Annotated in this window: 18 protein-coding genes; 3 read left to right on the top strand and 15 right to left on the bottom strand. The window is 39.1% G+C overall.

Annotated elements, in window-relative coordinates; genetic code table 11:
* Positions 1 to 113 precede the first annotated feature (113 nt).
* The 5 genes from glgB to ACPWSO_RS02480 form a co-directional block, all read right to left on the bottom strand.
* Positions 114 to 2,027: a 1,4-alpha-glucan branching protein GlgB gene (gene glgB / locus ACPWSO_RS02500; RefSeq protein ID WP_426081514.1), complete on the bottom strand. Its 1,914-nt coding sequence runs from the start codon at positions 2,025 to 2,027 to the stop codon at positions 114 to 116.
* Between the two features lie 632 nt (positions 2,028 to 2,659).
* Positions 2,660 to 4,666 carry an ABC transporter permease gene (locus ACPWSO_RS02495; protein WP_426081216.1) on the bottom strand — a complete coding sequence of 669 codons (2,007 nt, stop codon included), beginning with the start codon at positions 4,664 to 4,666 and terminating at the stop codon, positions 2,660 to 2,662.
* The gene (locus ACPWSO_RS02490; RefSeq protein WP_426081513.1) at positions 4,659 to 5,417 is read right to left on the bottom strand and encodes an ABC transporter ATP-binding protein; all 759 of its coding nucleotides are present in this window, start codon (positions 5,415 to 5,417) and stop codon (positions 4,659 to 4,661) included. The genes ACPWSO_RS02495 and ACPWSO_RS02490 overlap by 8 nt, the downstream gene beginning before the upstream one ends.
* Before the next feature lie 145 nt (positions 5,418 to 5,562).
* The gene (locus ACPWSO_RS02485; RefSeq protein ID WP_426081215.1) at positions 5,563 to 6,573 is read right to left on the bottom strand and encodes a sensor histidine kinase; all 1,011 of its coding nucleotides are present in this window, start codon (positions 6,571 to 6,573) and stop codon (positions 5,563 to 5,565) included.
* Entirely contained in the window at positions 6,570 to 7,235 is a 666-nt protein-coding gene (locus ACPWSO_RS02480) for a response regulator transcription factor (protein WP_426081214.1), read from the bottom strand. The genes ACPWSO_RS02485 and ACPWSO_RS02480 overlap by 4 nt, the downstream gene beginning before the upstream one ends.
* 1,084 nt (positions 7,236 to 8,319) lie before the next feature.
* Here ACPWSO_RS02480 and fabF point away from each other — a divergent pair.
* Together fabF and fabZ are read left to right on the top strand one after the other, a co-directional pair.
* Entirely contained in the window at positions 8,320 to 9,558 is a 1,239-nt protein-coding gene (gene fabF, locus ACPWSO_RS02475; protein WP_426081213.1) for a beta-ketoacyl-ACP synthase II, read from the top strand.
* Between the two features lies 1 nt (position 9,559).
* Entirely contained in the window at positions 9,560 to 9,994 is a 435-nt protein-coding gene (gene fabZ / locus ACPWSO_RS02470) for a 3-hydroxyacyl-ACP dehydratase FabZ (RefSeq protein WP_426081212.1), read from the top strand.
* A gap of 110 nt (positions 9,995 to 10,104) precedes the next feature.
* Here fabZ and ACPWSO_RS02465 read toward each other — a convergent pair whose 3' ends face one another.
* The 8 genes from ACPWSO_RS02465 to ACPWSO_RS02430 all read right to left on the bottom strand — a co-directional run bounded on the left by ACPWSO_RS02465 (position 10,105) and on the right by ACPWSO_RS02430 (position 19,213).
* On the bottom strand, positions 10,105 to 10,776 hold the full coding sequence (locus ACPWSO_RS02465; protein ID WP_426081211.1) for a methyltransferase family protein: 672 nt from the start codon (positions 10,774 to 10,776) through the stop codon (positions 10,105 to 10,107).
* A gap of 296 nt (positions 10,777 to 11,072) precedes the next feature.
* Positions 11,073 to 12,395: a PTS sugar transporter subunit IIC gene (locus ACPWSO_RS02460; protein WP_426081210.1), complete on the bottom strand. Its 1,323-nt coding sequence runs from the start codon at positions 12,393 to 12,395 to the stop codon at positions 11,073 to 11,075.
* Positions 12,396 to 12,407: 12 nt separating this feature from the next.
* Positions 12,408 to 13,682 (bottom strand): DUF4038 domain-containing protein, encoded by a 1,275-nt coding sequence (locus ACPWSO_RS02455; RefSeq protein WP_426081209.1) that lies wholly within the window; start codon positions 13,680 to 13,682, stop codon positions 12,408 to 12,410.
* A gap of 15 nt (positions 13,683 to 13,697) precedes the next feature.
* A complete protein-coding gene (locus tag ACPWSO_RS02450) occupies positions 13,698 to 14,567 on the bottom strand; it encodes an alpha/beta hydrolase (protein ID WP_426081208.1) in 870 nt (289 codons plus the stop codon).
* 46 nt (positions 14,568 to 14,613) lie between these two features.
* Positions 14,614 to 16,038, bottom strand: a complete 1,425-nt coding sequence (locus tag ACPWSO_RS02445; protein WP_426081207.1) for an FGGY-family carbohydrate kinase — start codon at positions 16,036 to 16,038, stop codon at positions 14,614 to 14,616.
* 1 nt (position 16,039) lies between these two features.
* Entirely contained in the window at positions 16,040 to 16,981 is a 942-nt protein-coding gene (locus ACPWSO_RS02440) for a transketolase family protein (protein ID WP_426081206.1), read from the bottom strand.
* Positions 16,968 to 17,804, bottom strand: a complete 837-nt coding sequence (locus ACPWSO_RS02435; RefSeq protein ID WP_426081205.1) for a transketolase — start codon at positions 17,802 to 17,804, stop codon at positions 16,968 to 16,970. The genes ACPWSO_RS02440 and ACPWSO_RS02435 overlap by 14 nt, the downstream gene beginning before the upstream one ends.
* A 2-nt stretch (positions 17,805 to 17,806) precedes the next feature.
* Positions 17,807 to 19,213 (bottom strand): L-fucose/L-arabinose isomerase family protein, encoded by a 1,407-nt coding sequence (locus ACPWSO_RS02430; protein ID WP_426081204.1) that lies wholly within the window; start codon positions 19,211 to 19,213, stop codon positions 17,807 to 17,809.
* Positions 19,214 to 19,491: 278 nt separating this feature from the next.
* Between ACPWSO_RS02430 and ACPWSO_RS02425 the strand changes: the two genes are divergently transcribed.
* Positions 19,492 to 20,511: a LacI family DNA-binding transcriptional regulator gene (locus ACPWSO_RS02425; RefSeq protein ID WP_426081203.1), complete on the top strand. Its 1,020-nt coding sequence runs from the start codon at positions 19,492 to 19,494 to the stop codon at positions 20,509 to 20,511.
* Positions 20,512 to 20,680: 169 nt separating this feature from the next.
* On the opposite strand, the gene ACPWSO_RS02420 is transcribed toward ACPWSO_RS02425, so the two are convergent.
* Positions 20,681 to 20,980 (bottom strand): hypothetical protein, encoded by a 300-nt coding sequence (locus ACPWSO_RS02420; protein ID WP_426081202.1) that lies wholly within the window; start codon positions 20,978 to 20,980, stop codon positions 20,681 to 20,683.
* Between the two features lie 15 nt (positions 20,981 to 20,995).
* On the bottom strand, positions 20,996 to 21,937 hold the full coding sequence (locus tag ACPWSO_RS02415) for a pre-toxin TG domain-containing protein (RefSeq protein ID WP_426081201.1): 942 nt from the start codon (positions 21,935 to 21,937) through the stop codon (positions 20,996 to 20,998).
* Between the last annotated feature and the right edge of the window lie 134 nt (positions 21,938 to 22,071).

The following is a 22,071-nucleotide window of genomic DNA, read 5'->3' as shown; positions in this document are numbered from 1 at the left end:
TTTTGTGCAGGTGAATAAATTCACCCTACCTCCTTTCATCCTCAAAAACTATATTGCTTCTTCATTTGCCTGCAGTATTCAGAAAAAACGCTCCTTCTTCTACTGACAAAGTATTACCTCGTTTTTTTTCGTATCTTGATATCTTTCGGCTGTATAATAATTGCTCCCAGAGCAGGTACCGTCGTTCTAATTTGATAGTCAAACTGCTTGAAGGGTTGTTCCTCTGCAGCTGCATCTTCATTCATTTTTGTCCAGGTTCCACCGAAATCCTTCATTTCAGTATTCAGAATCTCATGATAGCTTCCTTCATAAGGCACACCGATAGAAAACCCTTGACGCTCTACTGGAGTCATGTTTAATACAACAAGTAGGAAGTCTTTTTTTGTTTTCCCCTTGCGGATAAAGCTGAGTACTGTTTCCTGACTATTGTCGGCATCAATCACCTCAATCGTGTCATAGCTGTTATCCAGCTCCCAAAGCGCTCGATGCTCCTTATAAAATTCATTTAGCGTACGGGTAAAGCACTGCATTTTTGCATTCATATCATCCTGCAAATCCCGCCATTCCAGTCCTTCATCATATTTCCACTCTAGGAACTGTCCCCACTCACTGCCCATAAATAAAAGCTTTTTCCCCGGATGGGTCATCATGTATACATAAAGATTCCTAAGCTGAGCGAATTGCTTGTAGCGATCTCCCCACATTTTATGCATCAGGCTCTTTTTCCCATGAACCACTTCGTCATGAGACAAAGGTAAAATGTAATTTTCGTCCATCATGTACATAAATGAAAAAGTGAGCAAATCGAAATGCTCTTTTCGTACAATCGGGTCCATTTCATAAAAACGTAGAGTATCGTTCATCCAGCCCATGTTCCATTTGTAATCAAAGCCTAATGCTCCTGTTTCTATCAAACCGGTAATTTGCGTTTTTGACGAACTCTCTTCAGCAATCATGATTGCTTTCGGATGAGCGAGCTTAATAACCGCATTCAGCTTCTGCAGGAAATAATACCCTTCGAAATTTCGGTTGCCTCCTTCATGATTCGGCGTCCACGGTCCTTCATCATAATCCCGATACAGCATGCTTGAAACAGCATCCACGCGAATGCCATCCAAATGGTACATTTCAAGCCAAAAAAGGGCACTGGAAATCAAAAAGCTTTGGACCTGTGGTTTGCCCAAATCAAAATTCAACGACCCCCAGCGAATGTTTTTCGCCCGATCCGGGTCTTCATATTCAAATTGCGGTGTTCCGTCATAATAAGGGAGCGTATCATCATTAATACAAAAATGACCTGGTACCCAGTCAATCAAGACACCAATATTATTCAAATGACAGCTTTCTACAAAGGCTTGCAGCTCCTCTGGTGTTCCATAATAAGAGCTTAAAGCAAAGTAGCCAATCAGCTGATAGCCCCAAGACATACCTAATGGGTGCTCCATCAGCGGCATAAATTCAATATGAGTATAGCCCAGTTCTTTTACATAAGGAATTAGCTCCTCCTCCAATGATTTAAAAGTATACGGTGTACCATCATCGTGATGGCGCCATGAACTGGCATGTACCTCGTAAATATTCATCGGCCGTTTAAAGTAATCCGAGCGTTTCTTTCTTCCCTGCCACAAACCATCTTTCCAGCGCTTTTCCGGAATCGTATGAATAACTGCTGCATCTCCCGGACGCTGCTCAAAAGCAATCGCAAAAGGATCGATTTTGAACAATTCCCTGCCGCCTGCCTGACGGATCTTGTACTTGTACAAATCCCCTTCAGCCGGCAGCTGGGTAAACAGCTCCCAAATCCCCTCGTTTCCCTTAATCATAGGCAAAGAATCTGTCCAGTCATTAAAATCCCCAACTAACCAGACCTGTTCAGCATTTGGTGCCCAAACCCGAAACACGTATCCGGATAGACCATTTTTAATATCCTTATGAAATCCAAAGTAATGCTGACTATAAAAATTTTCTCCGGAAAGAAAACGCTGTGCCTGTTCAAGACTATTTGCTTCATCTCCCGATACATTCATCTCGTTCATTCTCAACCTCCTTTATTATTCATTTTTTAGCATATATAATTGTAAAATAAATTTAATAAGCATGCATAAATATAACATAATATGCATATCTATCGCCATTAATTAATAAGGAATTCTCAAATAAAATAATCGAATAACCTTATACTTCATTTTACTATAAAAGCCCTTACAATTGTTGATATATTTGCATTTTAGGTGAAAAAAATAAAGAAATATAAATTGCAACAGCATTTTTATTCTAAATAGAAATATTTATTCACTTTTTTTGATAAAAATTACAATATTATAATTTTAAAAACATTGTAATCTTACTTATCACTAACACCTCTGTTAAAGAAGTATGTTTTACAAAGAAAAAAGCATATCCATTGACTAAAAACACTGAGTTTGTAATCAATTGAAACAACAGCTAGCTTTTCTTTTTTTTAATACAACTATTTTTTTGTATTTTTTCACATATACCAATTTTGTTCAATAAAAACTATTGATTTGCTACGCCAGAGCATAAGCTCTCAAAATATTGACCAATTCTAACACTTTCAGAATCGCCTCCATTAAACACTAAAAACGCAGGATCAATCGATTCCTGCGTTTGTTCACTAATTTTATTAAGACCATTTTATTTACTTTTCTACAGTCCGGACAAAGCTGATATAAGTTACCACAAAATAAATAAAGAAAATAGTAAGAAACATCGCTAATGCAATTAGGTAATAAATAATCCCCGGCATACTTAGCCCTGTATAGAATGCAAAGTTATTACTGACAAACAATCCCGTACATATACTAATAAATACTGAAATGATAACTGGACACAGGTAGTAAATACCCAGCTGTTTCAAAATCACTTGATTTCGTTCTCTTTTATTCATTCCCAGATTCTTCAGTATCTGATAACGGTACTTATATTTAGAGGCATCAGAAAGCTGCTGAATCGCCAGCACACTCATTGCTACCACTAAAAACACGATTCCTATATACCCCAGCGTAAAACTCATACTCGTTGTGACACTATCCAGCTCTGCAACTAAGCTTTCCCGTACTGTAATAGGTGTGCCGAAAGTAATCAGCTGTTCGCTGCTTGTTCCATACTTAATCGCTAATAGCTGATCTTCTATATCGCCATCTTCACCCAAATAACCGGAGATTTTTTCCAAGTGCTGTTCAATCTCATACATAGAAGAGCTATCCACATTTGCTGCTAAAATACTAAAGTAAGGAGTTATTTCTGCTAAGCTGCTGTCAGGAACCACCAGAATGTAGTCGGCTCCGTTCATTCCACTTTGCGTGAAAGCATCTGTGACAGTATCCTGATACACCAATGTTTCCTTGCCAACGACCAGATTATTGGCTAAGCCATAATCTGTGAATGTATCCACCAGTTTTTCTTTTGACTGAATAAGATAGTGCCCCGCTTCCAAATGAATATCCTCAAAGCCTGCCATCCGCCGCAGCTGATTATAGTCAGACAAAAGCATGTAGGTATCATAGTCAAAATATGCGCTTCGTCCTTCTGAATCATAAGCACCTTTGACATTTTTATATAAATACGCATTTAGCTCACTGCTCTTATTATTCTGATATACATGATAGATGTGTTCTGCTTCTACTTTTCCATATTGTTCAATGACTTCTTGTTGTTCATGAAAATCAGTTGTCACTTGATCTTTAAGATAAAAAACATCGATATCCATCAAGTTCGCATCGAAAACTTTCGCCTGATAATCAGAGAACAACAACACACACATCCAGCTTAAGATTGTTACCGCAAATAAAATTGTTAATGAGCCCATGGTAAAACGCATCGTTCTAATCTTTGAAGCCAACTGTCTAAAAACAAAAACATTTGCTTCTTTAGTAACCCATCTTCCTTTTTTCTGGATAAAGCTGCTCAAATAACCGGATAAGCCAATATAAAGACCATAAATAGCTGCAAATAATGCAGCCAGCATTGGCCAAATCGTTTGCATTGTGACATTTCCCGTATAAGCAACGAGATGAAAGAAAATAATATATACAAAACTAATTAAGAAGAGCTTTTTATTTTTCACACTTGGCTCATTATTGTTTTCTAAATACAGCAAATCCCGAATTTCCATCTTCTTAAATTTCCTATTGATTCTAAGCAGTGCTAGTGCGTAGGCGAAGAAGTAGACCGCAAAAGTAAGCAGATAGGTGTAGATATTGATATCAACCGTATACTGATACTTCGATTCAAAAACTGTGAAAAAAACATTAATCAGTGCAATATGCAGAAAATAACCTGGAATAAGACCTAATAAAAACGTTAGGATTCCTAAAAGCATATGCTCTCTTTTAAACATCCTAGCTACTTGCTTCTTAGTCATGCCAATCAACAAGTACGTCCCAAATTCCCTGCTCCGCCTCTCCAGCATAAAATTGATAATATATTTCGTCAGCCAGACAACAATCATCACAACAAAAAATGTAGCCAGACCGATAAAGACAATCATCGAAGTTATTTCATTCAACAGGTCTCTAATAGAATTAGAAAAAATCAGTCCATTAAAGGCAAACATCAATGATGAAATAATCGTCATTGTAATAATGTAAACCAGATAATCTTTGACTGACCGTTTGGCATTACGCAATGACAACTTATTAAGCATGGCCATCGCCTCCAATGATTGACAGTACATCAAGAATCTCATTTAAGAACGCTCTTCTTGTCTGCGTTCCTTTATACAGCTCCTGGAACACCTCTCCATCGCTAAGAAACAAAATTCGATTACAGTAGCTGGCGCTAAACGCATCATGTGTGACCATCAAAATAGTCGCCGCCATCTCCCTGTTCATTGTTTCCATCGTTTCCAGCAGCATCGTTGACGATTTTGAATCCAAGGCGCCGGTCGGCTCATCCGCCAAAATCAGCTTAGGGTTAGTAATTAACGCTCTGGCACAGGCACATCGCTGTTTTTGACCACCAGATACTTCATAAGGAAATTTGTCTCTAAACTCATAAATTCCCAGCTGTTCCATGATTTGCTTTGGCGTTCGAGTCTTGCTTTTCTTTTTTCCCTGTAGGCTTAGGGAGAGTGTAATATTCTCTTCTAATGTCAACGTATCCAACAGATTGAAATCTTGAAAAATGAACCCAAGGTTTTCTTTTCTAAAATTTGCTAACTCATCTTCTCCAAATTGAGTGATGTCTTTCTTGCCAAAGAAAATCTGTCCGGCACTTACTCGGTCGATTGTCGCCAGCATATTTAATAAGGTTGTTTTCCCACTGCCGCTGGTTCCCATAATCCCAGTAAACTCTCCTTCACTTACAGAAAAATTTACTCGATTTAAAGCTTTCGTTGTACTCCCCTTATTCCCATAATATTTTTCTACATTCACTACTTTTATTAATTCATTCATTTCCCAACACCCTTCCATTACACACCTCCAATTAAACAGCTTTGCTACAAATTGACAGTAATTAATTATCTGGAGGCGATTCACTTGATAATCCAAGTATATGACTTCTTAAAACCATGTCATATTTATCTAGATTGCATTAAAGTTACAACTCTGAAAGATAACTATTTTGGGGAAAGATAATGACGATTTCTGTATACTCATTTTCAACTGCCGCACAATCAATTTTCAGCCCTAATTTTCTACATAGCTTTTTACATAGATACAAGCCGAATCCTGTCGCTTTTCCAGCAGCTCTGCCGTTGGTTCCCGTAAAGCCTTTATCAAACACTCGAGGAAGTTCATGACTTTTGATACCGATGCCGCTATCTCTTATCGTTAGTTCGGTCTGTTCCTTGGTTGAGACAGCCGTGAAAGACAGGCTGCCCCGCCCCTCTTTTTTATACTTAACTGCATTGAAAATAAGCTGGTTAACAATAAATGCCAGCCACTTCTTATCTGTATATACAAACTCTTCACAGGCAATTGTAACCTGCATCTGATTTTGAATGAGAAGATATTTATTTTTCTTAATCAGCTCAGCGATTACTTCCTGCAGCAAAACCTCTTTTATGAAATAGTCTTGATGAACATAGTCACTTCTTGCATAAAAAAGCGTTTGATCTACTTGGTTTTCTAAGTCAATTAAATACATTTGAATTTTTCGAGCCGAATCTGTCTCCAGCTCCGCAGCGGCCAAATGCAGACTAGTCATGGGCAGCTTCACCTCATGAATCCAGGCCTCAATAAATTCTTTATAGTCAGTTTGCTCTTCCTCCAACCAGGCAATTGTCTCCATAGCAGAAGTATTCGCTTTTCTCAGAATGTCCCTATACAGCTCATCCTCATAACGCCAGTTTTTTTCTAAAAGCTCATGTATTAGATAGGGTTTATCCAGCTGTGTCATTTGCTTGTCAATCCCTCTAAAGAATCGTTTTCTCTTATAGTAATCCAAAGTAAAATAAACAAAAATAATACTTACCCAAACAAGAGCAATCAGCACAATTGTGACTGGTGTATTTCCTAGAGTTAATAAATAGAAAGATAGAATGAGCAGACAAGAAAAATGAAGCACTAAGACAAATAATTTATCATGTAGATAATAGAATAGTTTCATATTTGATAACCTACGCCTCTTTTAGTTTGAATGAAGTTTGACACACCCAGATCCTCTAGTTTACTTCTTAGTCTAGTCATATTAACGCTTAACGCATTGTCATCAATAAAAACATCATTGTCCCAAAGATAGACAATAATATCCATTCTAGGCACGACCTCTTCTTTTCGCTGGAGCAGAAAGTGAAGCAGTTTAAACTCGGTCTTCGTTAGTTCTGTTTCCTTTTCTTCAAACCGAGCCTTGTATGTTGTCAGATTTAAAGTTAATCCCTTATGTGTTAATACAAGCTGCTCCTTTGACTGGACCACCGTTCTCTTTAAAAGTGCCTGAATCCTTGCCAACAATAGTGATGGAATATAGGGCTTGGTTATAAAATCATCACCGCCCAACAAGATACAGTCCAGCTCAGTCAGTACATTGTTGTCACTGGTTAGAAAAATAACCGGCACCGTTGAGGTTTGTCTTAATGTCCGGCAAATCACCTGACCATCCTGATTTGGCAAATTCAAGTCCAGTAAAACCAAATCTGGCGCTTGTTCTTTTATTTGCTCCACTACATTTTCAAATACTTCAACAGCTGTCACCTCATAAAACGCATGCTCCAGCAGCTGTTTTAGTTCAGCTCTCACATTTTTTTCGTCTTCTATAATTAATATCTTCATAATTATCCCCGCTTTATTCTCAGCTAACTAAAGAAGCTCTTAATCAAGTTGTCTTTTTTAGCAGCCGCAGATTCCTTCTCATTATAGCATGTATTAAATACTGAAAAGAACTTCCGTTTTAAAAGGAAAATAGAGCAGCTTTATTACAATCCAAAATCGATGGCACCATAACGCGTTAAAAAACGCGAATTCTAGCCCTTTTAATTATACTGAACAGCTAAAGTCCCATTTTCCTGTCTTTACTTATTCATATTTTAGCTAAGTATTCTTAATCGCTTCATTTTACTCTTGAGCCTGCTTGAAAGTAGAGTAGCAGCCGAATTTTTCAGGGATTATTATGGAAATTAAGAAAAACCACAGGCTAGCTCATTTTAGAATAGTCATTTTTAATACTATTGATTGAAAAATGACTTTTACTTTCGGATGCATACCATTCTGTTAGCACGTCTTTAGGCAAACAGAACTGGCAATATGGTGTGTAAGCAAGTCAGTCGCCAGTTCTGTTTACTTAAATATAGTGACAGAATAGTCTGTGCTGTTTCGATAACGATTGTTTGAAAGAGACTAGCGTAACTTATCTTTAAAAATTAGTTTATCTAACGATTCGTTACTAAAATTTTTAGATATATTCTAACATCTTAGATTTTATTTTCTCTCTTCATTAGAATCTTCTTTGCCTTTCTGCCATAAGCGCTAAAATGAAAAACTAATTGAAAAATATTGAACAATCTTATAGCTATACTTGATTTTACTAAAATAATAATTTCAACAAATCTTTATTCTTCAGCATATCGAATCAATCCTATAATTATTTTAATTTGTGAATATCCCATCAATATCACATTCCTATTCAAATACCACAAATGATTTAGGTTGACGAATAAAAACACAACTGGTATCATCTGTTTGAGAATGATAATATCATTCCGTAATTGAGAATAAAAAAAAGACAGACATTTTTTAATGTCTGAATTATTAACCATTATACTTTGATAATCAAACTATTTCATTTGATAAATCAAAAAAAGTATAAGTTAATCAACCATTTATTACTTTGACTATCAAGATAACTAGGAGGATTTTAATGAAACGTGTTGTAATAACCGGCATGGGTGCAGTGACCCCCATTGGCAATACTGTAAAAGAATACTGGCAGAATTTAATTAACGGGCAATCAGGCATTGGAAAAATCACGAAATTCATTTCTGAAGAGATTGGTGTTTCCTTAGCTGGTGAAGTAAAGGACTTTGATCCCAGTGCCGTCCTTGATCGAAAAGAACAAAAACGGATGGATTTGTTCTCACAATACGGGCTGGCTGCTGCTCTAGAAGCTTGGCAAATGAGCGGGCTGACAGAAGCTCTATTCGACCCTAAACGCTTTGGCGTCATTGTAGGCAGCGGAATCGGCGGCATGACTACGCTGCAGAATCAGGTTCGAGTGATGGACAAAAAAGGACCAAACCGAGTAACTCCTTTCTTCGTCCCTATGGTCATCGCAAATATGGCTTCTGGTAATATATCCATTCGCTTAGGAGCAAAAGGAACATCACAGACTATTGTAACTGCCTGTGCCTCAGCTACAAATGCAATTGGAGAAGCGTTTCGGGCAATCAAATACGGTTCAGCTGATGTTATGATGACTGGTGGAACAGAGGCGACAATATGTGAGATTGGAATTGCGGGGTTTGCCGCATTAAATGCCTTAAATACCACAGACAACCCTGCACGTGCCTCCATTCCCTTTGATAAAGAACGCAAAGGCTTTGTTATGGGCGAAGGGGCTGGCATGCTGGTGTTGGAAGAAATGACGCACGCCCAAAAAAGAGGAGCGGTAATTCTTGGCGAAATTGTCGGCTATGGTAGCAACTGCGATGCCAGTCATATGACGGCCCCATTAAAAGACGGCAGCGGTGCAGCCGCTGCAATGCAGATGGCACTCGCCGAAGCTGATATCCAGCCGGAAGAAATCAACTATATTAATGCTCACGGCACATCCACACCAGCCAACGATGCGGCGGAAACTGCAGCTATCAAACGAGTATTTGGCGGGCAGGCAAAACATGTTCCCATTTCAAGTACCAAAAGTATGACTGGTCATCTGCTGGGGGCAGCCGGCGGCATCGAAGCAATCGCTTGTGTAAAAACACTTCAGGAAGGAATTGCTCATCCCACCATCGGCTATGAAATTCCTGATCCGGAATGTGATTTGGATTATGTAACTGGGAATGCCCGTTCACTTTCAGCAGAATATACCCTCAGTAATTCTTTTGGCTTTGGCGGACACAATGCTGTTATTTGTATGAAGAAATGGAGCGATGAATAATATGGAAAAAGTAATGACTGTTACTGAAATAATGGATTTAATCCCCAATAGATACCCAATCTGTTTTATTGATTATGTAGATGAAATCATTACCGATAAAAAAATTGTTGCTACTAAAAATGTTACAATAAATGAAGAGTTTTTTCAGGGTCACTTTCCTGGAAACCCAACAATGCCTGGCGTTTTGATTATTGAAGCACTTGCTCAGGTTGGTTCCATTCTCATTTTAAAAATGGATCAGTTCAAAGGAGAAACAGCTTATATTGGCGGAATTAACAAAGCGAAGTTTCGACAAAAAGTAGTTCCCGGCGATGTACTAAAGCTTCATTTCGAAATCGTGAAACTACGTGATTTCGTCGGCATCGGTCAGGCTATTGCTTATGTTGATGGCAAAAAGGTCTGTGAATGTGAGCTGACTTTTATTGTCGGCAGATAGCCTCAACTGGCTTTTACGACGGGTAAACTAGCCGCCAGGATTCGAAAAGAGCTGCTGTATTCTCTCATTAAAAAGAGCAGCAGCTTTTTCATGCCAAAAATGTAATGACGCTACCAGATAAAAGGGATTAATCGATATCTAACCTTCTGCTTATACGCTTCATAGCCGGTAAGCGCTTGGGAAAGCACGATTTCTTCGTTTGTTATCCGTTTTATCAATAGAAATGGATAGAGTAAAAAAATTAGCAGTGCTGGTATTGACCCTAGAACAATCGGCATTGCTAAAAAAAGAAGAATTGTGGCTAAGTACATTGGATGTCTAACCACACCATATAAACCTGTATCGATAACCTGCTGATTTTGCTGCACCTCAACCGTACGTGACAAATAGGCATTTTCCCGCATAACTTCCCCATACATAGCATAGCCTATCAGCAACAGGACGGATGCCAAAACGATTAACCACAACGGTAAACGGCTCCAGCCAAATCGAAAATCTAGGCCCGCAGTAATAAAGCCCCCTAAAAACATTATCAGAGACAGCCAAACGACCTGTTTTTGCTCGGTTTCTTTTTCTTTTGTATTTAGACGTTTTTCCAAGAGCACAGGCGTTTTTACCCACAAAACAATACCCAACACTGCCATAGGTATAAACAACAATCCCCCAAGCAGCCATGCATTCCAAAAATCCAGCGTTCCAGCTGGAAAAAACAGCAACAAAGCAATGGCAGCCAACCCTAGTATAAATTTAACTGCTGCTTGAGCTAAAAGTTTTCCCTTCATCCGATTCCCTCCATCCTCCACTTTTTAACTATAACAAAGCTGTAAAAACAAAGATAGCTGAACCGGCAAGCTGTTGCTTTATCGTGTTCATTCATTTGAACGGCTGAAGCTTCGTTGAACTAAAATACTTTTCTCATTTTTAATAATCTTTTTTATTTTTTAGGATTCAGGGCATTGACCTAAACGCTCTGCCAATTTTTCTCTTGAGACAAAAATGTTTATTGAATTCAAAAAGCGAAACAAAACAGATATTTCATTTTGTCTCGCTCATCTTTTCATTTAGCGGCCTGCAGTCTCTATACTGTTTCTCCAGCTGTATCCAGCTTGTTATTTTCTGTCTCACCATTTTCTAATGCTGCCGCCTGTTCTTCCCCTCTTACCTTCTCTTTATCCAAAATTTTTACAAAAGGAAGGTAGAGTAGGCAGCCAGCTAATACACAAATCAACTGTAGTAAAGCAATCTGCCAGCCTCCGGCTAAAAAGCCATTAAGAAAAATCGGCGTGCCAAATGGCACTTGAATTCCACTAAGACGCGGGAATAGACCACTCCATATTGCAATATAGGCAACTAGCGTTTGAACCAAAGGAGTTAAAATGAAAGGAATCGCCATAATTGGATTTAAGATTAGCGGCAAACCAAAAATCATCGGCTCATTGATAGTGAACAATCCCGGAACAGCACTTAAATTAGCGACAGTTCGCGCCTGCTTCGATTTAGCAACCAGCAGAATAACAATGATTAGCGCCAAGGTTCCACCGGCTCCGCCAATCCCCGCAAACAAGTCATAGAAAGACTTACTTAAAATATTCGGTAAATCCGACCGTGCCGCACCAGCGGATAAAGCATCCATATTTTGAACATCCATAGGCAGATACAGTGCTGTAACAAAACTGCCAACAACCAGTGAACCATGGATTCCGAAAAACCAGAGAACCATTTGAATCAGAACAATAAACAACAGCGAACCTACGCTAGAGGACAGGCTTTGCAAAGGTGTTGCCAAAATCTGATAAATAAAATCTGAAAACGACCCATACGATGTGAAGCTGAACAGCCAGCTTATAATGATTGCAATGAATCCTGAGATAATCGCTGGAATCAATCCAGCAAAGGTATCCGTTACAAACTGAGGAACACCTGCCGGCATTTTAATAGCAATGTTTTTTTCTAAAATAAAACAATAAATTCTCGCAAAAACCAGTCCGCAAATCATTGCTGTAAACAGACCGCCTGCACCTAATTTACTCATATCCAATGTTGTTGTCTCCTCCAACGTAACTAGAGGGGTCATCATTAAAAAAGCAAACAAGGAAACAATTCCCGCAGGAACAGCAGATTGATTAAATTCTGTCGCCAGTCTATGTCCGACTAGAAAAGCGGCATAAATTGAAATAACACCCACTGTCATACTATATCCGGCTGAGAGATAACCGCCAATATTAATTGAAGCAATAAAGTTTTTCCAGCCTTCAATTGGCAAAACCGCCAAGAGCAGTGCCAGCGACCCAATAATATTGACAGGCAGCGTCGCCATTAGTCCATTTGAAATAGCTTTTAAATATTTATTATTTGAAATTTTATCTGCAAATGCTAAGACGTTATCCATGTATTTTTCCATTTTTTTCACTCCTTATTTATAGGCAATAATCAAGACATCTTCTAAACAGCGGTGTGTATCAAATGTGGTTTCATTTCCCGAAATTTCATACTCCGGCTTCAAAAAGCAATTTTCTTTTAAATCAATCAGAATTACTTGATACTCAGATAAATCAATCGACACAGTAATTGTCGTATTACTAGGTATATAAATCAGATAACAAGCGGCTTCTTCCGTTTCAGCCAAACGAATCTGTTCATCTCCTCTTACTAACAGCTGATTACACGGAATGAGATTCTTGATATGAAGCATTTCAAATAGCTGTTTCATAAAGCCATAGTCATTCGCTCCCGGAAACTGCAGCGCATCCTGCCAATGCATGGGGCGATCAAAGGCTTCACCAATATTTTCAGCAAAAGTTGCGGAATGTCCATGCCAGCTCCAAATTCCGTGAGCCCCATAAGTAATCCCTGCAGCCCCTCCTGACAGTACCGATTGCCAAGCAGCTTGACGAACATCTCTTTGACTAAATCTGCCATAAACCTTTCGGGCAAAACCCATTTGTTCATAGCATGGCTCCGAATTAATGATGGGCTTTTCTTCCTCCAATTGGTAAAAATGAGAGGCAAGCGCATAAGGCATGTTCAGAAATGAACGATTATGTCCAGACTGATACAGATAAATAGCCAAACGCCGGCGGATTTCTTCTGGAATTTCTTGCAAGCGGCCTTTAATATGAATTGTTTTTAGTGTCTCTACTGAAGCTTTCTCAAAAAAATCGAAAGCTTCTATATAAGTGTCAATCGTTTCTTGTATAGGAAAGTCGGTATCTCCACCAATTAAGTAAATAGGAGAAAATTGATCAAAGGTCTCAACCACTTTTTCAAAATACTGCTGCCGATACATTTTGGGTATAACATTTCTCCGATTGTCCAGCTCACTTGCCCATGTTCCGGCTACATAGTTTGACCATAAAACAACCAACGCCAGGGTAAATCCATGCTCCTCTGCTATTTGACAAAGCTTTTCAGCACGCTTGAAATATTCCTCATTTAGCACAGAAAAGTCATAGCAACTGTTTGTTTGAGTATACGGCAGTATATCTAAGCTTCCTCTACTTCGATCCCACTGAGGCAAAATGTTGATTTGTAAAGTATTAAACCCTTGTGATTGCCGCTTCTTCAAGTAGATTAACCATTCTTCTTCTCTGATGCTGGTAAAGGCACTCCAGCAAGTGTCTGCGAAATAGAAAAAATGCTTTCCCTCTCGAAGTAACGTCCGTTTGTTTTGATTAACAGTTATTTTCATCTCATTAGCTCCTCTCTATCTTGTATTATCATGGTCAATATAGCCTCCTAGCCAGCCTTCGCATAATTCAAACCATTTTGCCACATGAGGATTAATATGACTCGGTTTTCTGGCTGTTGTCCGATCAGCCAACGCTAATCCATGTTCCCCCTTTTCAAAAATGTGCAGTTCAAAAGGAACTCCTGATTCTCTTAACGCTAGGCCCAGCTTTAGAGAATGCGCAACATCTACCAGTTTATCTTCTGTTGTATGCCAGACAAACATGGGAGGTGTCTCCTTGTTCACAGAACAAAGTATATTCATTTGTCGGACAGCGTCTTCAGATGGCTGCTCCATGCCAAAGTATCGTTCATTAGCTGTCAGCGGCTGTTTAATTAAATCAACCCCAAAACCAAGTTCATCTTTTTGAAATGCTTTCTGGTAGACTAGCGGATAACCAGTAACTGCTAAATTTACTCTAATATTCTCCTTAGTCATTTTGAGTGTCTTTAATAGTTGCGGGTCATTCCACCGTGTAGCTAACTGTAGAGCAAGGTGTCCTCCAGCGGAAAAACCGCATATAATGATGTTTTCTTTATCTATCAACCATTCATCAGCATGGCTTCGTACATAGGCAACTGTTTGAGCCGCCTCGATCAATGCATTATTGGGAATATTTTTTACCGTGTCACCTGTTGTATACCAGAGGACAATACTGTTCAGACCCATACTGTTAAACTTCAAGGCAATCGTCTCCGCTTCCCGATCACTGGTAAACGCATATCCGCCGCCAGGACAAATAATAACAGCTGGGCGTTTCTTCCCAACATTGTATTCTTGTGAATTGTGCAATAAATAAAGCTCAAAATAAGCAGTATCATTCACAACTATTTTTCCTGTTTTCACTTACCTTCACTCCTTTTGCCATTCACTTCACAAGTACGCCATCATCTCATTGCTCAATCAACCGCTTCCATTTTTTATATGCCAAATGGATATCCTCAGAATTCTGAGATGGCTTGATTGTTTCCTGTCGAATATGCTTCATCTGAAGAGCAGGATTAGCAAGGGCAGCTACGCCCAAAGCAGAGTATTCCTCAACTTCACTGACAATGACTTTTTTATCCAGTAATGATGCTAGCAAAATCATCAACGCCTTATTTTTGGAAACCCCGCCATCAATAAACACCTGATTAATCGCCTGACCGGAAACCTCCTCCATTGCATCAGTCACTGCTTTAATTTGAAAAATAATGCTTTCAAGAACGGCTCGCAGCATTTCTTTCTCTGTAGTGGTTCTTTTTATACCAAAAAATGCGGCCGTCATTGTATTATCCCAGAAAGGGGCACCCATCCCCTGCAGCGCCGGTATGAAAAAGATATCTTCTTTATTTCCTAATAATACCTCATTGCACAAGTCAGAAATACCCTCTGACACAGCTATAGTTTGACAAAACCAATTGACTGCATCCCCGCAGGAACGGATAATCCCCTCTAACGCGTAAACTGCCTCATTCTTTTTTTGCCAAGCAACTGTTGTTAAAATCTGTCTATTTTTTAGATTGTTCTGCTCCCTAATCTGCATCATTACAGAGCAGCCGGTTCCCATCGTAATTTTAACATCTCCATAGCTCGTACAGGCTTCACCCAGTAAAGCTGCCTGAGAGTCAGCCATCACACCTATTATCGGAATCCCTTGATAGCAGCCAAAGTTCTCATCCGCTGCTCTAATTTCAGGTAAATCTGTCTGGTTAATCCCAAATAGCTGGATAAGCTCTTCATCCCACTGTTGCGTATTAATATTGTACAGCAATGTTCGGCAAGCGTTACTCCCATCTGTCGCGAAAACTTTTTCCTGCGTCAAATTCCATAGCAGCCAGCTATCCATTGTGCCAATAGCCAACTCTCCTGTTCCAGATTTTCCTGCGATAGCTGGATGCTTTTCAGTCAGCCACTTAATCTTCGTACCAGAAAAATAAGGATCGAGCCGTAAGCCGGTTTTCTGATTTATCACTTTTTCCAAGCCCTGTTCAATTAGAGCTTCACAAATGTCGCTGCTTCTGTTGCACTGCCAGACAATGGCATTACATAACGGTTTTCCTGTTATCTTATCCCAAGCTAGAATCGTCTCCCGCTGATTAGTAATCGATATAGCCAGAATATCTTCTTTCTGTACCTTTTGTTCCCTAAAAACCGTTGCCAGCAGTTCTGCTGTGTTGTTCCAGATTTCGAGCGGGTCGTGCTCGACCCATCCTGTTTTCGGATAAATCTGTCGATGCTTTTTGTCGTAGCGTTTAACAATTCTCCCCTTTTTCAATAATAGAAGCTTTGTACCAGAAGTGCTTTGATCAAGGATGATTTGATAGTCTTTACCCATATCATTCACCCATGAAGCTTATCGCTGCTGCTGCTAAAGAGGGCCCATCTAAGCCGTAGTGCTGAAACAGTTCTGGTCCTGAGCCTGTAATTAGCGATTCATCTGGAAAGGCGATGATTTTCTGTTTGATTCCAGTTTCCTCAGCTACTGCCTCGGCTACTGCTGCTCCAAGTCCGTTATACAAACTATGCTCTTCAACTGTAATCACATATCCAGTTTTTTTAGCAGCCGCCAGCACCCCATCCGTATCAAACGGCTTCAATGAATGAACATTTAAAACCTCAATAGAAACACCTTTCTCCTTCAACAGCTCAGCTGCATCCAGCGCTTGCCGCACCATCTCTCCTGTAGCGATAAAGGTCAAATCCTTACCTTCGAGCATAGTCACAGCTTTTCCAATTTCAAAAGGATAGTCTGCATTTTCATAACAATCCTGAACGGGATTCCTTCCTAAACGAATATAGGCCGGAGCTTCAGACTTAACCAAGGCGTTAAACATCTGAATAGTTTCAAAACGGTCAGCCGGAACTAAAACCTGTAAATTGGGAATCGCCCGCGTCACTGCGATATCCTGCAGTGAATGATGGCTCATCCCTAAAGCGCCGTAGCTGACACCACCGCTGATTCCAACTAGCTTGACATTTTTATTTGAGTAGGCGACATCTACTTTGATTTGCTCGATACTCCGCATACTCAAAAAGCAAGCTGGGGAAGCTACAAACGGTCGTTTGTCCATATGAGCCAGACCAGCTGCAAGGCTGACAATATTTTGTTCAGCGATTCCAACTTCTACAAGCTGATCTGGTAATTCTTTTGCAAACGCCCCTAATGAAGCTGATCCACGGGAATCGCTAGTCAATACAAGAATAGACGGATCAAGCTTAGCTGCTTCAATCAATACCTCGCACATAGCCTGTCGATTTGCTATATTAGTTGTTTTCATATGTCAGAGCCTCCATTTGCTGATCTAGTTCTTTTAGTGCCTTTGCCAGTTGTTCATCCGTTGGTACTTTATGATGCCAGCCTGCCTGATTTTCAGACTCTGAGAACCCTTTTCCTTTTATCGTTTTGGCAATAATCAGCTTTGGCTGCTCTGGCTTGTTAGGTTTCGACAGTACATTCACCAACTCTGCCATGTTATTGCCATCTACTATATGCACATCCCAGCCGAACGCCTGCCATTTTTTATCCAGCGGTTCTACGCCCATCACATCCTCGGATTTCCCTGTAATCTGCAAGCCATTCCGGTCGATAATGGCTGTCAGGTTATCCAGCTTGTAATGGGCAGCTGCCATTGCGCCTTCCCAAACTGAACCTTCCGCAAGCTCTCCATCTCCCATCAGTGTATAGGTATGATACGGTCTCCGCTCCATTTTTCCCGCCAAAGCAATTCCCACAGAGACAGGCAGACCATGGCCAAGTGAACCTGTATTCATCTCAACACCAGCTACTTTATTGTTGGGATGTCCGATTAACCGGGAGCCAAATTTCGAAAAGGTTTTGAGTTCCTCTTTTGGTAAAAATCCTTTATCGGCCAGTACTGCCCATAGCACCTCAGCTGCATGTCCTTTACTTTGAATATACTGATCTCGATTTTCCAAATCCGGCTGCTGCGGATTGGTGGTCATTACTTGATAATAAAGAGCTACCAGAATATCGGTACAGGATAAGTCTGAACCAGTGTGACCTGTCTTAGCCTCATAAATCATTTGTAAAACATCTTTTCTTATCTCGATTGCTTTCTTTCTCAGCTCAATGATATCCATACTTACTCTCCTCTCAAATAGGCTTGAACCTCTTCTTCAATCGGATCATAAAAATCAGGCTGAATGCCTAAATACTTACACGCCTCATATAAAATAGGAACAACATTTTTTCTTACCGCTGCCACATGATGAATGTACGGGCCATAAACCAGCTTGAATTCCAGTCGATTCAGATTTTCAAATTCCAAGTATAAATAAGTTCCTTGATTAAATGGACCGTCTATCCCTTTCCCTGTTCCCATCAATAAAGAGTATTCTCCATTATCTCCGTCAAACCGGCATAAAGTATATTCATCTTTAATCGCTCTAAAAGCAACCGATCCAGGATAATCAAAGACAAAATGCCGTTTAGGCAGAACAGGCTTAGTTTCTGCCGTTGAATAGGCAAATACACCTAAATGCTGTAGTAATTCACCATTTTCATTTTCCGGATGACGACAGTTTACATCAGCGAAAATAGCTCGATGCTCGCCAAGCGATGCTGCTTCGATTAGTAATTCCGAAATAGCTCCATGAACATCCGTTTCACAAACGAAAGGCAGCCCTTCTTCTTGAAGAAGAGAGAGAGAAGCATAAGGCAAAATACCGATTTCATCTTGAAGCGCAGTCCAGCATTGAATAACTCCGGCATTGCAGCCATAGACCATACAGAGATTTTGCAGAGCTACTTTTAACGCAGCAACCATCTCCAACTCCTCATTTGTAATTTGAACTTCCGTATTTTTCTTGAAATAATCAATAACCATCGCTATTCTTTCGTACTCTTCAATCTTTATTCTCTCAATTTCCTGAATAACTTCTTTGATTGGCACAGGAGACAGCGAGATATTGAAGCGTTCCAATAATTCACCTTCATTGCAGATTACTGTCCAAAAATCGAACGGACGAGGACCAACCTGTAAAATTCTTGTTGCCTTAAATGTTTTGACAACATTACAAACTTTTATAAAATCTTTAATCCCTCTTTCAAACTCAGGGGTATCAATATCAGAATTTTTTATATAGGTAAATGGAACCTTGAATCTTCGAAGCACCTTGCCAATCGCAAAGAGTCCGCACTGTGTATCTCTTAAGCGTGAACCATCTTCTGCCGGCATCTCATCCTTCGGTCCCCAGAGAAGTACCGGAACGTCCAGTTTTTTAGCCAGCCGTGCACAGGCATATTCTGTTCCAAAATTTTCATTGGCTAAAAATAAACCATCAATACCCTCTGCCTTAAACTTGGCAGCTATTTTCTCTACACCCTCATCATCGTAAAGCAAGCCATCCCGATTGATATCTAAAATATCAACATAAGAAATTTCCAGCTCATTCAGTTTTTTTCTTGTCAAATTTGCATATTCAATGGCTGCTTCTGCACTAAACAAATTTCTTCTAGTAGGAGCAAAACCAATTTTCACTTTATCCACTCTCTCCAACTCCAATCCAACAAATTTATAGTATGAAACGCTTTCTTCAAAATCAGAATAGCATCGTCTAACTAAACTCACAATAAACAAATCCATTTTTTTCGTTAAAATATTTTTAGTTTAGTAAACTAACGAAAATAAAAGGACTTAACTTACTATATTGTTTTGAAAATACGTCTTTTTATCAAAAATTAAACAAAACAACTATTTTTATTTCACTAAATTTATTTGATTGTTTTTTAGTTATATGATAAATTGAAAAAGTGGAGGAATGACTTATGAAGTTAGAAGATATAGCAAGAATTGCCAATGTTTCAAAATCAGCTGCTTCCCTTGCCTTAAACGGCAAGCCTGGAGTCAGTGAAGAAACAAGAAAAGCGATTTTAGAGGTTGCTGAAAAGTATGAGTACAGCCCTTTAAGAAGACGCATAAAGAAAGAAGAGAACAGACTAAAAATTCGATTTATTGCCTGTACAAACGAAGATGTTGTACCGGAAAATTATGATCAGCTTCCTTTCTTTAAAGAGCTGCTTTCCTATATATCAACAGAAATTGGAGCCAAAGGACATATTCTTACTACGAACAGCTTGCCTAAAGAAGCTCTATTTAGTGAACTATCACTCATTGAAGAGCTTGATACTAGTGACGGTATTATTATCTTGGGAACGAATTTGACTGCCGCTCATATTAAAACAGTCAATGAACACTTTAATAATTTGGTTATTCTTGATACCCAATGCAGCAGCCTCGACTGCAACACAATTACTATGAATAATTTTCTTGGGGCCTATGACGCTACACAACACTTGCTAAAAATGGGACATCAGAATATTGGTTATATCAAAGGAATACAGCGAATCAATAATTTCTATGATCGAAGACGGGGCTTCAAAGCAGCAATAAGCGCAGCAGGTCTCTCCCCTTCCGATATGCCAAAATTTTATTTACCTGGCATGGAGATTAATCCCATACAAAATAAGCAAGAGCAATTTTTAGATTTCATAAAAGGAATTACTGCGGTCTTTTGTGAAGATGACTATATTGCAATAAGTGTCATCAAGACCTTATCAAAAATAGGTATCCGTATTCCTGAAGATCTTTCCGTCATTGGCTTTGATGATATTTCTGAAAGCCGTGTAATTACTCCTGAGCTGACCACCGTCCATGTACCAATTAAGGAAATTGCTCAAGAGGCAATTTCTCTAATCGAACAAGGAACAACAGCTACCTTAGTGAAGAAACAGCTTTTCCTCAACACAAAGCTTATTTGCCGCGATTCAGTAAAAAAAATGAATTAACTGAATTGAGGAAGAGATGGTATTCTACAAATATGGATAAAGAAGCTGGGGAAAGATTTAGGGTCTTTTCTCAGCTTCTTTCTTTATATGTTGTTAGCTATTAACAACTTGATAAGTGATCTAGTCGGAGCTCCACTATCTGACACTAATCAGATAGCGGAGTACTTTTTTATTTTATCAAATTCCAAAGCTTATTATTTAATGCGCTGATGGATTGATTGATTTCTATTCTTTTTGAGCTGTCATTATCCCAAACATAAAAATCAGTTAACCCTCCCTGAGGAGGATAAATATTCTCCGACATATCTCTTAACGTTTCTTTTTTTTCTGAACTACTCATCTCTGAATCTATAATTTCATTTATATCTCTTAATTTCTGAATTTGATAATTGATTTTTTCATTATCATATTTTATTAAAAGTGGTAATAATTGTTGTACTACAGTTTTAATCTCAAGTTCAATTTCCAAGTAACTCACCCTATCCTACTTTAATGGTTGTTTCCCTAAAACATTTACATTCTCTAAAAGCCATGGTTCTTGAATAAATACTTGATCATTATTCAAGCCTTCTTGGTAGATTCCTCCTTGAGTTCCTACAGGCCCCTTGTAAATTGTTGTACCGGTTGGTATCTCAATCTTATAAACTGTGTCTATAGTCGATGTCCCCGTTAAAGCTCCATTTTTATCAAACCATTGAGGTTTTACTGCTGAATTGATACGAACCTTTGATACTGAATTAAGCGGGGTTTCTGTAAACCATTGTCCTAGGGGACTAGTCGAATCTCCACCCCTATAGTAGATTTTCGGTTCTTTTAAAACCTCTATATCATATCTTCCACCATAAAAATCCTTATTTGGTTGTCCTCTAACTTCATTTAATGGTCCTGGATTGTCATACCCATTATATTTATAAGTATATAAATCATCATATTTTGAAGTTCCATTAACCTCACTAGCTTTCTCCGCTTCGTTTAAATCGTCCACCTTATCAACAATCTTATAATCTCCGACATCATTTAGCTTGTTGAATAATTTCAGCTCTTTTTCTGTCAGCGATACGCCATCCAAAAGCTTATTACCTAGTCTAACATTGTCTAATAATGCTAGCACCTGTTTAGCGGATAAAACCTCTAATGCCGTCCAAAATCCGGCTTGCATCCATTCCCCAAAGGTTAGGCTTTCACCTGTAATGGGGTCTTTTCCCAAAACAACCCTGTACAAGTCGTACGCACCTGAAAACTCGCCCGCTACGTTTAACATGTCCTTTAAGCTCTCCTGCATGGATAACCAGACATATTTTTCAGTTAGCTCTTTACTATACGTGCCGTTTCGATAGACTTTTAACTGGATGTCTTTATCTCTGCCCCAGTCTACAGTGAAGCGAACCGCTCTACTTTCTGGTTGATTCTCATTGAAATCCGACAATCGATTAAACCAGTCCGCCTTTTTATAACTCCTAGGGGCGTATCCATGCGTTGGGGTAAAGTGTTTTTGTGTTCTGATTTGTCGCATTCCCGTTTTTAAGTCTGAAATTGCCCCTTTATATCATCAAACACGCC

It is taken from the genome of Enterococcus sp. LJL51 (assembly GCF_049894025.1).
GTDB lineage: Bacteria > Bacillota > Bacilli > Lactobacillales > Enterococcaceae > Enterococcus_L.
This window is presented reverse-complemented; position numbering and strand designations above follow the sequence as displayed.